The following is a 12,879-nucleotide window of genomic DNA, read 5'->3' as shown; positions in this document are numbered from 1 at the left end:
AGATGCGCCATCGTGGGGCCGGCCGGTGACAGTGTTGTGACACCGGCGTGATCTGTCACGGGGTTGTCACGCCCGCGCCGCACCATGCAGCCGTGCCCGCTGTTGTTTGTCCACTCCCGTCCGCCCCTTCCCCGCCGTGAACACCCACCTGAACTACGGCGGTGATGCCGCCGGGCTGATCTGCGGCTACCTGCTGGGCGCAGGCACTGCGCCACACGAAGTCGATACCGTGCAGGCCGCACAGTGGTTGGCGGGCCTACACCCCCATGGCACGGCCAGCGGCCACCGTACGCTGCCACCACAAGGCACCTTCCTGTGGCTGCACTTCAACCTGAGCCACGCCCAGGCCGTGCGCTGGATGGAGCGGCATGCCGACCTGCCCGAAGCCTTTTTTGATGCGCTCAAGGACCGCTCGGTGTCCACCCGCATCGAGCGTGACGACGACACGCTGATCGCCGTGCTCAACGACGCACACTTTGACTTTGCGTTCGAGCCTTCGGACATCGCCACCCTGTGGACCAGCGTGGCGCCGCACCTGATGGTGACGGGGCGCACCCGCCCGCTGCGCTCGGTGGACGCACTGCGCACGGCGGTGCGCAGCGGCAACGCGCCCTGCTCCAGCGTGGCCCTGCTGGCCGAGCTGATGCGCACGCAGGCCTCGGGCCTGGTGGACATCGTGCGCGGCGTGACCCAGCGCATCGACGATGTGGAGGACGCGCTGCTGGCTGGCCGGCTGGACCACAAACGCGCGCGGCTCGGCGTGCTGCGGCGCCTGCTGGTGCGCCTGCAGCGGCTGCTGGCGCCCGAGCCGGCGGCGCTGTTCCGCCTGCTGCAGCACCCACCTGCTTGGATGGGCGCAGACGATGCGCAAGAGCTGCGCGATTCGACCGAAGAGTTCTCGGTGGTACTGCGTGATATGCAGGGCCTGCAGGAGCGCATCAAGCTGCTGCAGGAAGAAATCGCCGCCAGCGTGCAGGAGGCCAACAGCCGCAGCCTTTTCGTGCTGACGGTGGTGACCGTGCTGGCCCTCCCCATCAACATCCTGGCGGGGCTGTTCGGCATGAACGTCGGCGGCGTGCCGCTGGCCGACAACGGGCATGGCTTCTGGATCATCGTGGCCGTGGTGGCGGCCTTCACGGCGGTGGCGGGCTGGCTGGCCTTGCGGGGCACGGGGGACTCATAGGAGCCTGGCTCCGGGCGCTGACGGAGCCCTCTACAATCGCGCCCCTTGCCCGCTCCCGATTGCCTCCTCTGCCATGAACATCGTCGTCAACGAAGAACTCAAAGCCTACATCGAACCCCTGACCCCCGACGAGCATGAGGCGCTGGAGCGCAGCATCCTGGCCGAAGGCTGCCGCGACGCGCTGGTGCTGTGGGGCGACGTGCTGGTGGATGGGCACAACCGCTATGGCATCTGCCAAAAGCACAGCCTGCCCTTCCAGACCGTACAAAACCCGCGCTTTCAGTCCATGGAAGACGTGCACCTGTGGATGATCGACCAGCATCTGGGGCGCCGCAGTGTGTCGGACTTCCAGCGCGGCGTACTGGCCCTGCGCAAGCGCGAGATCATGGCCGACCGCAAGGCCCGCGCAGCGACGTCCCCAGAGGTCGAAGCAGCCACCGCAGCCCCTGACACCCCCGAGGCAACCGCCGCCCTGCCCGCACCCGATCCACTGAACAGCCGTGAGGCCATTGCCAAGGCCGCACGCCTGAGCAGCAGCCAGGTGGTGATGATCGAAAAAATCCAGAAGCAGGCCGCCCCGGAACTGGTGGCGGCCGTGAAGTCCGGCACCATCTCCATCAACGCCGCCGCCGCCGTGGCCACGCTGCCCGCCGAAGAGCAGGTGGCGGCCGTCGTGGCGGGCAAGGACGAACTCAAGCAGGTTGCCAAGCGCGTGCGCGAGCTCAACAAGCGCAAGCCGCGCGACGAAGCACCTTCCGAAGAAAGCCCCGCAGCAGAGGCAGGCACCAGCGCCGAGGGAACTCCCGACGAGTTGCAGGCCCTGCGCCACCGCGTGGCAGAACTCACCGCCGAAAACACCGAACTGCGCCGGCAACTGGCGCAGCTACAAGCTGACCAGCCGGCGAGCAGTGCGCCGTTCTAGCTGCGCAGTGCGTTGAGGCGGTCGGCAATCAGATCGATGTCCAGCCCGTCTTCCGCATGGGCCAGATAGGCTTCCAGGTCGGCCATCGCTTCGAGGGTGTTGCCGCGCTCGGCATGGGCCAGCCCCCGGTCGCGCCGCTCGCCCCAGGCGTCAGGCAGCAGCACGATGAGCCGGTCGAGCACGGTGATCAGGCGCTGCCAGTCCTGCTGCGTGCGATGCACCTCTTTCAGGTTGCGCAGCATGCGCGCGATGATGTCGCGCGGCGTGGCGGCCTGCAGGTACAGGCCCAGCGGCACATCGTAGTCGTCCACCAGGCCGTTGCGGCGCTTGTAGGGTTCCAGCCGCTCGGCCAGCTCTTCGCGGCTGAGGGATTGGCCCGAGATCGGGTCCAGCACCACCTGTCCTTTGGGCAGCAGCACCTTGACCATGAAGTGCCCAGGGAATGCAATGCCCCGCGCATGCAGGCCCAGTCCCTGGGCCAGCTCCATCCACAACACGGCCAGCGAAATCGGGATGCCCCGGCGCGTGCGCAGCACAGCGTTGAGATAGCTGTTTTCGGGGTCGTAGTAATTGTTGATGTTGCCGCCAAAGCCCAGGTCGGCGAAGAAGAACTGGTTGAGCGTGCGCAAGCGCTGCAGCGCCGGGGCATCGGCAGGCAGGCGGCGCTTGATGCGCGCGAGCAGCTGGTCCATATCACCCAGCAATTGCTGCATGTCGAGCTCGGGGTATTCGTCTTGCGCCAGGCTGGCTGCAGCCTCCAGCAGCGGGAAGTGGTCATCGCTTTGCACCAGCGATGCAAAGTACTCCAGCGAGGTGGGTACGGAATAGCTCAGGGACATGGTGGAGTTGTAAGTGCCCCGCCGGATGGCGTCAAGCGACAGAAAGCCCCTCTTGACAGGGCATTTGCGGCCTTCGCTGGAATCAGCGCCGCAACAGCTGGCGCAGCTTGAGCCCGGCTGCCCACAGCGCGCAAAAGTACAGCACGGCAGCAGCAGCCATGAGCGCCGCCAGCAACCCTATCCGCCGAAGGGTTTGTCCCTTCATTTCCACCCAATCGAAGTGCTGCGCACCCCATACCAGCAGCACCGCCAGCAAGGCGCTCGCAGCGATCACCTGCAGGGCGAACTTGCCCCAGCCTGGCAGAGGCCGGTAGCTGCCGCGCCGCAGCAGACCGATCAACAGCCAACCGGCATTGATGAGTGCGCCAATGCCGATGGTCAATGTCAGGGCGGCATGCTGCAAATAACGCACCAACACCAGGTTCATCAACTGGGTCAACACCAGCACCGCCACCGCAATGAGCATGGGGGTGCGCATGTCATGTTTGGCATAGAAACCGGGCGCCAGCACCTTGATGGCCACAATGCCCACCAGGCCCACGCCATAACCCGTCAGGGCCAGGGTGGTTTGCCGCACGTCCTTGTCGCCAAACGCTCCATAGTGGTACAGCACCGCCACCAGCGGCTCTGAAAAGACCAGCAAGGCCACCATGCAGGGCACTGACAACAGCACCACCAGGCGCAGCCCCCAGTCAAGCATGGCCGAGTACCTTTCGTCGTCCTGCTTGGCGCGGGCGCTGGCCAGCTGCGGCATCAGCACCACCCCCAGTGCGACGCCCAGCAGCGCGGTCGGCAGCTCCATCAGGCGGTCTGCGTAGGTGATCCAGCTCACGCTGCCGGTGGCGAGGTGCGAGGCAATCTGGGTATTGATCAGCAGCGATATCTGCGCCACGCTCACCCCCAGCAGCGCGGGCAGCATCAGGCGCGCCACCTTGCGCGTGGTGGGGTCGGCCCAGGCGGCACGAATGGCCGCCCAGCGCACCCCAATGCGCGGCAGCAGCCCCAGGCGCACCAGCGCAGGCACCTGGATGGCCAGTTGCAGCAAGCCACCCAGCATCACCCCCGCCGCCTGGGCGTAGATGGGCTCGATGCCATGGCGGGAAAACCAGGGTGCGCCCACCGTGATAGACAGGATCAGCGCGATGTTGAGCAGCACGGGCGACGCCGCCGGCACGGCAAACTTCTTCCAGGTATTGAGAATGCCCCCCGCCAGCGCCACCAGCGACATGAAGCCGATGTAGGGGAACATCCAGCGCGTCATGGTCACGGCAGCGTCAAAACCCTGGGGCGACTGCTTGAGCCCGCTGGCCATGCCCCACACCATCCAGGGAGCGCCCAGCACACCGGCAATACACAGCAGCACCAGCGTCCACGCGAGCAAGGTGCCTACATGGTTGATCAATGCACGGGCCCCCTCATCGCCCTCCTGGGCGCGGGTGGCAGACAGCACCGGGACAAAGGCCTGGCTGAAGGCGCCTTCGCCCAGGACTCGGCGGAACAGATTGGGGATGCGGAACGCTACGTTGAACGCATCCGTCATCGCACTGACCCCGAAAACCGAGGCCATAAGCAGCTCTCGCACCAGCCCGGTGATGCGGGAGACAAAGGTCAGAAGGGAAACGGTAGAGGCGGCTTTGAACAGTGACACCGCAGGGAGTGTATTCCCCCTGAGTCGCTTCGCGTCTTCCCCCGGAGGAGGACGCGCCCAGCGGCCAGGCAGGGCCAGTCCGACGGGTGGGCTCGCGATGGCGCTGCGCCGGTTGTGAACACCGCGGCGATGAACAAACTGCCTTGGGCTATAATCGCGGGCTTTGCTGGCATCATCCACAGACCCAAGGAACTAAATCATGGCATCCGCTAAACCAAAGAAGAAGAACCCGCGCCTGGCGTCGGGCCGCAAGCGCGTCCGTCAGGACATCAAGCTCAACGCTGCGAACACCTCGCTGCGCTCCAAATACCGTACCGCTGTCAAGAACGTCGAAAAGGCTGTTCTGTCCGGCGACAAGACCAAGGCGACCGAACTGTTCGCCAAGATGCAAGCCGTGGTGGACACCGTGGCTGACAAGGGCATCTTCCACAAGAACAAGGCTGCTCGCGACAAGAGCCGCCTGTCTGCCAAGGTGAAAGCCCTGGCACTGGCAGCCGCCTAACCACCCCACCGCCTGCCCCGGCAGGCAAACAGCCCGAACGGTATGTGCCGTTCGCCGTTTGTAACGGGTGCGCTGCCAGCAAAAAAACGAATTAAACCGCCTTCGGGCGGTTTTTTCGTTTCTGGACGGGAAAGAAGCGCCAAGCCAGCAGGGGCGGCGCATATGAGGGCACGGCTTCAGGCCACCCAATATTGAAATCCGAGAAAGGATAGAGAGCGCACGGGCCGAAAAAGACGCCCTTCAGCCACAAGCTGCCAGGTCACAGGCCAGATCAGGGCTTGACGGACGGGAGATCGGGCAGAAGGCAAGCTTCGGCCACCTGCAGGTTGTTGTCGCGCGCGAAGTTGATGACGAAGTCCCAGGCCATGGGCTCGTGGCCCTGCAGGTCGCGGTGCACCACCACACATTTCACGCCATTGAGCGTGGTGGGAATGCACCAGGGCGAATAGCTCAGATGGCTGCCAGGGCGCGCGCCACCCGGGCGGAAACTGCTCATCACCCCGGCCAGCCGCTCGGCCCAGTCGCTGGGCCGAAAGGTTTTCCCGTCGTGGGTGATGCCCTGAATGAAGACTTCTTTGGAGGAGGGGGAAACCATCGGGGAGTGGAGTGGTAATGAGCGCGCCAGACACAGGATCACTGCATGCTGCACCGCAGCGCGACATTCTAACTCTTATATAAGAGCTAGCTCCCTAATCCCCGTGCCAGGCCATAGATAGACACCGAAATGCAGGGTTTGGCCCGCATTGCAGTAATGCGCAATCGTCAACAGCCGTTTACCGTGCTCCCCCTAGAATCGTGCTTCGTTTTTCCGGGTTTATGGCCACCAGCCAACCCATCACCGCACCGTCTGGAGATTTCTGCATGACCGCTACCACCCCGGCAGCTTCGCCCCACGTGATGAACACCTATGGCCGCGTACCCATTGCGCTGGCCCGTGGGCAAGGCTGCCGAGTCTGGGACGTGAACGGCAAGGAATACCTCGATGGCCTGGGTGGCATCGCCGTGAACACGCTGGGGCACAACCACCCGAAGCTGGTGCCCGCACTGCAAGACCAGATCACCAAGCTGATCCACACCTCCAACTACTACCACGTGCCACTGCAGGAGCAACTGGCGGCCAAGCTGGTGGAGCTGTCGGGCATGACCAACGTGTTTTTCTGCAACTCGGGCCTGGAGGCCAACGAGGCCGCCCTGAAGATCGCACGCAAGTTCGGTGTGGACAAGGGCATCGCCAAGCCCGAGATCGTGGTGTATGAGAAGGCCTTCCACGGCCGGTCGATTGCCACCATGTCAGCCACCGGCAACCCCAAGATCTACAGCGGCTTCGGCCCGCTGGTTGAAGGCTTTGTGCGCGTGCCGCTCAACGATATCGAGGCGATCAAGAAGGCCACCGAAGGCAACCCCAATGTGGTGGCCGTGTTCTTCGAAACGATTCAGGGCGAAGGCGGCATCAACCCCATGCGGGTCGAATACCTGCAGCAGCTGCGCAAGCTGTGCGACGAGCGCGGCTGGCTCATGATGATCGACGAAGTGCAGTGTGGCGTGGGCCGCACCGGCAAGTGGTTTGCCCACCAGTGGGCAGGCATCGTTCCCGACGTGATGCCACTGGCCAAGGGCCTGGGCTCGGGCGTGCCGATTGGCGCCGTGGTGGCCGGCCCCAAGGCCGCCAATGTGCTGCAGCCTGGCAACCACGGCACCACCTTTGGCGGCAACCCGCTGGCCATGCGTGCAGGGGTCGAGACGATCCGCATCATGGAAGAAGAAGGCCTGCTGCAAAATGCGGCCAACGTGGGCGACCACCTGCGGGCCGCGCTGCAGCGCGAACTGGGCAGCCTGCCCGGCCTGAAGGAGATCCGGGGCCAGGGCCTGATGCTCGGCATTGAGCTGAACAAGCCCTGCGGCGCACTGATTGGCCGTGCTGCCGAAGTGGGCCTGCTATTGTCCGTGACAGCCGACAGCGTGATCCGCCTGGTGCCCCCGCTGATCCTGACCACTGCCGAAGCCGACGAGATCGTCGCCAAACTGACCCCGCTGGTCAAAGCCATACTGGCTGAATGAAGAGCAAAGCAACACCGCCATGACGACGCTGAAACATTACCTGCAGTTCAACGACCTCACCGCCGACGAATACACCTACCTGTTCGAGCGCGCCGCGCTCATCAAGAAGAAGTTCAAGGCCTACGAAAAGCACCACCCCCTGGTGGACCGCACGCTGGCCATGATCTTCGAGAAAGCCAGCACCCGCACGCGCGTGAGCTTCGAGGCCGGCATGTACCAGTTGGGCGGCTCGGTCGTGCACCTGACCACGGGCGACAGCCAGCTGGGCCGCGCCGAACCGATTGAAGACAGCGCCAAGGTCATCAGCCGCATGGTGGATCTGGTGATGATCCGCACCTATGAGCAGACCAAGATCGTGCGCTTTGCCGAACACTCGCGCGTCCCCGTCATCAACGGACTGACCAACGAGTTCCATCCCTGCCAGATCCTGGCGGACATCTTCACCTACATCGAGCACCGCGGCTCCATCCAGGGCAAGACGGTGGCATGGGTGGGCGACGGCAACAACATGGCCAATACCTGGCTGCAGGCGGCTGCGCTGCTGGGCTTCAAGGTGCATGTGAGCACGCCCCGTGGCTACGAAATTGATGAGAAATTGGCCGTTGGCGCAGGCGGGATAAGCGCAAGCAGCTATCAATTTTTTAGCAACCCGCTCGAAGCCTGCCAAGGCGCCGACCTCGTCACCACCGACGTGTGGACCAGCATGGGCTACGAGGCCGAGAACGAAGAGCGCAAGAAGGCGTTTGCCGACTGGTGTGTGGACGCCGAAATGATGGCCGCCGCCCAACCCGACGCATTGTTCATGCACTGCCTGCCTGCACACCGTGGCGAGGAAGTCGAGGCCGATGTGATCGACGGACCGCAGTCCGTGGTGTGGGATGAGGCTGAAAACAGGATGCACGTGCAGAAGGCACTCATGGAGTACCTTCTGCTCGGCCGCGTTGCATGAAATGCAATGCGGGGGCGCGACAGCGCCAGCAGACTGTTTCGGCGCAGGCTCATGTCCGCAGCGCGGACGTGAAGCAGTCGCAGACTGCGTGCCGCAGCCAAAACCGCATGCACGTACAGAAGGCACTCATGGAGTACCTTCAGCTCGGCCGCGTTGCGTAGCGCCTCGCCCCCAAATGCCCTGGCGCCGCCAGCCTGCCCACGCCACCGAACTGCTTGCGCATTGGCAGGCCCTGGGCCAGGCGCTGGGCCGGGATTCTCCGGCGTGGCGCACCGAAGGCCGCCGCCTCATCCTGAGCTGGGCCCACTGGCCCCGCGCGTACCACGACACCACGCACCTGTGGGCCTGCCTGCGGCATTGGCAGGCCGTGCAGGACCAGCAGCCCGACACACTGCAAGACCCCCATGCCGTCGCTCTGGCCCTGTGGTACCACGACGCCATTTACTGGCCGTGGAGCAAGCACAACGAACAACGCAGCGCCGACTGGGCACATCGATTCGTTCTGAACCAAAAGCTACCAGCTACGCTGGCAGAGACTGTGCACCAGCACATTCTGGATACCTGCCACACCCCCGGCCCTCTCGCGGGCGATGCGCAGTGGGTGGTGGATATCGACCTGGCCATCCTCGGACAAAGCGATACGGTGTACCGCCAGTTCGAGCGCAATGTGCGGCGCGAATACTTCTTTGTGCGCTGGCCTCGCTATGTAGCGGGACGCAGCGCGGTGCTGCAGGGGTTTCTCGACCGGCCGCGCATTTACGGCACCGAATGGTTCCAAACACGCTATGAGGTGCAGGCCCGCAGCAACCTGGCCCATGCGCTGCACGCCTTGAAGGACGGCCGTCTGTACGCCTGAGGGGTGCAGCGGCGGCACAGACCTCGCACCCGCCACCCCCACATTCACGCTCCGCGCGTTAGTCGCAGGGCTGAAAGCGTTTGCACTCCGGGGTCAACTGGATTGAGGTCAGGGTGTTCTCGCCGTCCATGTGGCGCGCCGTGAACTTGACCCATGAGCCCTCCGGGATGCCCGTCGGCAGCGCCCGATCGCTCACCTTGAACCTCTGCGTCGTGAAAGGGAGCTTCGAGCTTGGCAGCAGCTTCAGGCGCACATACAGCCGATTCCCATCCTCTTTCTGAACCGAAACCAGGCGCGCCCGGGTGAACACTGGTTCAGCGGGAGCGCTTGCTCCGGATGCTGTTGCAGGTGCCATCGGGGTTGCGCCCGCCGGCAAAACCAAAGAGGCCAGCGAGGACCATGCGATGAAGACCACGCACCGAGCCCGTGAGCCCCAGCCCAGGCGTCCTGCCGCCTTCAAAACTGCGTCCCCACCGTGAGGTACGCGCGCGGCGTCCACTGCATGCTACTGGTGCTCACGACCGGTACCGCACCCGACGCGTCGACGCGATCCCGGCGGAAATGGGCATCACCCACGTTGTAGACCCCCAACCGCCAGTAACCCAGCCCGCGTACCAGCTGACCCACATACAGATCCAGCGTGGCGCTTGCGCGATTCTTCCCGGTCAACGTCCCGTTGATGTCCTGGTCGGCCGGCCCCGTCATCGACAGCGTGGCGCCGCCATACCAGCCGCCATTGCGCGGCATGGGTTTTGCCGCTGTCAGCGTGGCCACATAGCGTGCCTGCCCCGGAATGCGCCGTCCTTCGTTGGGCCCACTGGTCATGCGTGACTGCAGCGCACTGGCATTGGCCGACAGCGTCCATTCGCTCCCCAGGCCCACCCAGCCCAACCCCGTGCGGGCATCGGCCTCCAGGCCCCACACGATGGCGTCTCCCACATTCCCACGTTGCTCCACCCAGCGTGCACCGATCAACTGCAGTGTGGGAGCAAGAACGTCGCTCATCCGGCGCACGAACAGGTTCACGCCCGCGTGGCCAGTGGCAAGACGCCGCTCAAAACCGGTGTCCAGTGTCCAGGCCACCTGGGGACGCAAGTTCGGATTGCCAATGGTGTCAGGGTTGTTCAGGCTGTTGCTGCCCTGGCTGGGGATGGCGCGGTCCACCAGATCCCACACGCGCGGCAACTGGGTGACGCGCGCGAGATTCACGCGCCACTGCAGGTCCTCGGACAAGGGCGTGCGTGTATGCAGCGATGGCTGCAGGATGTTCCACTGCTTGCTGCCCGTCACGGCAGAGCTTCCGCCGCTCAGCTCCACGCGCTCGCCGCGCAGGCCCAGCGTGAGCGTGGTGGTCGCGGGCAGCTCCCATTCGTTCTGCCCCCAGACCACCCACCGGCGAATGCCGGCATCCAGACCCGAGTTCACCGGCAGGTCGCCACTCGCCGTCGTGTTGACAAAAAGTTTGCGGTCTTCCAGCTGCGCCCCGGCGCTCCACAGCAGTGCGTCGGCCGTACCCGTGAGCTTGGTGCTGAGGTTCCAGACGTCTTCACGCCGGTCGTCCACAAAGCTATAGCTGTCCGTGACTGCAGCACCGCCAACGCCGATGTTGCGCAGCAGGTCGCCCCTGCGGTCCACGGTGTCGCTGGCACGGCTCGCTGACAACGTCGTTTCGAGCTTGCTGGCCGCAAAGCGGTGCGTCCAGTCGGCTGCGGCCTGCAGATAGCGCCGGTCGTAGTTGTGCGCTTCATGCGAACGCGCCGCATACGTACCATCGCCGCTGCCCACGCTGTCCGCGGTACCGCCAAAATCGGCCTTGCTGAGCGTGGCACGCAGCGTCAGCTGATCCGCAGCACCGATCTTTCCGCTGACACGCGGCACCAGTGCGTAGTCGGTGCGCTTGTAGCGGGCACTGGTATCGGACTGTGCGACCTCCGCACCGCCGACCTGCGTGCTGCGGTGGGTGTCCGAGCCCAGCAACAAACCCGTCGCAGAGGCCGCGACGAAATAGGACCACGGCTCCCTGTTCTCCGCCTCGAGCACCTCCTCGGCGCCATCGGAGCCTTGGGCGCCCTTGGCAGGCTTCACAGCGCCGCCCAAAGGCCCCGTGCGCGAAAAGAACGCCTGGCCCGCATTGCGCCCCCACACGTGGTTGTCGGTGAGGCGCAGCACCGTCTCGCGCTTCACCGTGGCCTGGCGCAGCACGATATTGAGAGTGCCCCCGGTGGCACCCGAAAACTCTGCGCTCGGCGCTCTCACCACCTCGATGCGTTCGATCAGTTCAGGCGGCAATTGGTCAATGGGCAACTGGGTACGCTTGCTGCCCACGCGCTGGCCGTCGATCAGCAACTGCGTGGCGCCGCGCTCCATGCCGCGCATGCGGATCTCGACACTGCCATCGGCAGATGGCACTACCTGCACGCCTGGCAACTGGCGCAGCACATCGGCCACCGAGAACGCACCCATTTGCTCGATGTCGGCGCGGTCCACCACGACCAGCGAACCGGCGGCAAAAAAACGCTGCTCCAGCGAGCGGCGCGCAGTCACCGTGACACCATCGAGCTGCGGCGTTGATGATGCCCCGGCCCCCGCTCCCTCGGGCGACGCTTGGGCCCATGCGGCGCCGCCTGCCAGGCACGCCGCCCAGACGACGACGCGGTGGGTGTGTGTTTTTCTCATAGACATCCTCTCTGCCAAGGATTGTCTGGGGACAAGGCTTAAGCGCAGCCTAAGACCAGCACGTTCTGCCCCATGGCGTCGCGGAGCTGCTGTATTCCTGCGACAGGCAAATTGCGGCGCCAGCGCACGTTGCGCCTATACCTCGGGTACTACTAGCGGTTTTCGGTAGATCGTGTGGCGCTTGACCGTGTGGAACCCACAGTCCTCATACACCCGGTTGGCGCCCGTCAGGTTTTCGCCGTCCACCACCAGCGCAGACTCCGACATGCCCTCCTGCGCCAGCAGGCGCAGGCTGCGAGCAATCAGCGCTCTGGCAAGGCCACGGCCACGCCAGCGGCGACCCACGCTGATGAACTCGGTGTAGCCCCGTCGCCTGGACAGATGGCGGTTTTCGTCCTCGTTGATATACGTGCGGACCTGGCCTGCGACCTCTTCGCCGTTCCATGCCACCTGCCAGCGCGCGGGCTGGAAAATCAGGCTCTCCAGCCACGTGTCGTAGTCGCGTGGCAATGGCGGCACCATTCCCCAATGGTCCTCGAACGCGGTGTGGTGCGCATCCCAGATGGCTCGGTAGTGCTGGGGCAACACGGGCCGCAGTTCCAGCCCTTCGGGCATGGGAAAGTCGGGCACAGCATGCAGCTGCGTCTGCAGCATTTCGAAAAAATACCGCATCGGCGCATAGCCGCGGGCCTGCAGCAGCCTGGCGCGTGCATCTTCGCCTTGCTGCACATAGGCATGGTGCACATGCGGGCCGTCCGGCTGCTGCGCTGCCACGGTGTGGTGCCGCTGCTCGATCCAGCCCTGCAGCAGACGGCCAATGCCGCGTCCGCGCCAACGCCCTGGCACAAAGCCGATTTGGGAGTGAAGCGTCAACCCGTCGGCCTGCGTGAATCGCCAGCAACGGCCATAGCCCACCAGTTCACCATCCAACTCGGCCATCACAGCATCCTGATACGGATCGCACTGGGTGAATGCGGCGTAGTCGCGCGCCAGGTCTTCGGGTGTACGCCGTGCGAGCACCCCGTCGGCATCAAAGCTGGCGTTGGCCACCTCAGCCATGCCCGGGAAGTCCGATGGGCCGCGAAAGGGCCGCAGCACCAGCCGTGAAGGTGCCGATAGACCCATCATCGATTTGTCATCACCCACAAGGGCATCCTCCCCAGTTTCTTTCATTCATTCTTCTTTCTCAAACGTCGGTGAGCAAGCCGCGTTGCGCTGCGCGCGCTGCCATTGTGCAAACTGCTGC

General features: G+C 64.7%; 12 protein-coding genes. 6 read left to right on the top strand and 6 right to left on the bottom strand.

Annotation, left to right across the window (positions count from 1 at the left end; all coding sequences use genetic code 11):
• The first annotated feature begins 106 nt into the window (after positions 1-106).
• Both IB243_RS25260 and IB243_RS25255 read left to right on the top strand, forming a co-directional pair.
• A complete protein-coding gene (locus tag IB243_RS25260; protein WP_192429896.1) occupies positions 107-1,183 on the top strand; it encodes a transporter in 1,077 nt (358 codons plus the stop codon).
• A gap of 73 nt (positions 1,184-1,256) precedes the next feature.
• Positions 1,257-2,105 carry a plasmid replication/partition related protein gene (locus tag IB243_RS25255; protein ID WP_192429895.1) on the top strand — a complete coding sequence of 283 codons (849 nt, stop codon included), beginning with the start codon at positions 1,257-1,259 and terminating at the stop codon, positions 2,103-2,105.
• Here the strand turns inward: IB243_RS25255 and IB243_RS25250 are convergent.
• Together IB243_RS25250 and murJ are read right to left on the bottom strand one after the other, a co-directional pair.
• Positions 2,102-2,944 carry a SirB1 family protein gene (locus IB243_RS25250; RefSeq protein WP_057272939.1) on the bottom strand — a complete coding sequence of 281 codons (843 nt, stop codon included), beginning with the start codon at positions 2,942-2,944 and terminating at the stop codon, positions 2,102-2,104. The two genes, IB243_RS25255 and IB243_RS25250, sit on opposite strands and share 4 nt — an antisense overlap.
• Before the next feature lie 82 nt (positions 2,945-3,026).
• Positions 3,027-4,592, bottom strand: a complete 1,566-nt coding sequence (gene murJ / locus IB243_RS25245) for a murein biosynthesis integral membrane protein MurJ (RefSeq protein WP_192429894.1) — start codon at positions 4,590-4,592, stop codon at positions 3,027-3,029.
• A gap of 199 nt (positions 4,593-4,791) precedes the next feature.
• Between murJ and rpsT the strand changes: the two genes are divergently transcribed.
• Positions 4,792-5,094: a 30S ribosomal protein S20 gene (rpsT, locus tag IB243_RS25240; RefSeq protein WP_010459202.1), complete on the top strand. Its 303-nt coding sequence runs from the start codon at positions 4,792-4,794 to the stop codon at positions 5,092-5,094.
• A gap of 271 nt (positions 5,095-5,365) precedes the next feature.
• Here rpsT and IB243_RS25235 read toward each other — a convergent pair whose 3' ends face one another.
• Entirely contained in the window at positions 5,366-5,689 is a 324-nt protein-coding gene (locus IB243_RS25235; protein WP_010459200.1) for a DUF3579 domain-containing protein, read from the bottom strand.
• 266 nt (positions 5,690-5,955) lie between these two features.
• Between IB243_RS25235 and IB243_RS25230 the strand changes: the two genes are divergently transcribed.
• The 3 genes from IB243_RS25230 (at position 5,956) to IB243_RS25220 (ending at position 8,957) form a co-directional block, all read left to right on the top strand.
• On the top strand, positions 5,956-7,152 hold the full coding sequence (locus IB243_RS25230) for an aspartate aminotransferase family protein (RefSeq protein WP_192429893.1): 1,197 nt from the start codon (positions 5,956-5,958) through the stop codon (positions 7,150-7,152).
• Between the two features lie 19 nt (positions 7,153-7,171).
• Positions 7,172-8,101 (top strand): ornithine carbamoyltransferase, encoded by a 930-nt coding sequence (gene argF, locus IB243_RS25225; protein ID WP_192429892.1) that lies wholly within the window; start codon positions 7,172-7,174, stop codon positions 8,099-8,101.
• A gap of 175 nt (positions 8,102-8,276) precedes the next feature.
• A complete protein-coding gene (locus IB243_RS25220; RefSeq protein WP_192429891.1) occupies positions 8,277-8,957 on the top strand; it encodes a hypothetical protein in 681 nt (226 codons plus the stop codon).
• A gap of 58 nt (positions 8,958-9,015) precedes the next feature.
• Here IB243_RS25220 and IB243_RS25215 read toward each other — a convergent pair whose 3' ends face one another.
• From IB243_RS25215 to IB243_RS25205, 3 genes are all read right to left on the bottom strand, one after another.
• On the bottom strand, positions 9,016-9,372 hold the full coding sequence (locus IB243_RS25215; protein WP_370540393.1) for a hypothetical protein: 357 nt from the start codon (positions 9,370-9,372) through the stop codon (positions 9,016-9,018).
• A 41-nt stretch (positions 9,373-9,413) separates the two neighbouring features.
• On the bottom strand, positions 9,414-11,633 hold the full coding sequence (locus IB243_RS25210) for a TonB-dependent siderophore receptor (RefSeq protein ID WP_192429890.1): 2,220 nt from the start codon (positions 11,631-11,633) through the stop codon (positions 9,414-9,416).
• Positions 11,634-11,768: 135 nt separating this feature from the next.
• Positions 11,769-12,806 carry a GNAT family N-acetyltransferase gene (locus IB243_RS25205; protein WP_192429889.1) on the bottom strand — a complete coding sequence of 346 codons (1,038 nt, stop codon included), beginning with the start codon at positions 12,804-12,806 and terminating at the stop codon, positions 11,769-11,771.
• Positions 12,807-12,879: the final 73 nt, after the last annotated feature.

This window comes from Acidovorax sp. ACV01, assembly GCF_014851495.1.
GTDB classification, from domain to species: domain Bacteria; phylum Pseudomonadota; class Gammaproteobacteria; order Burkholderiales; family Burkholderiaceae_C; genus Acidovorax; species Acidovorax radicis.
Note: the sequence above shows the minus strand (reverse complement) of the source record. Positions and strands in the feature narration are given on the sequence as shown.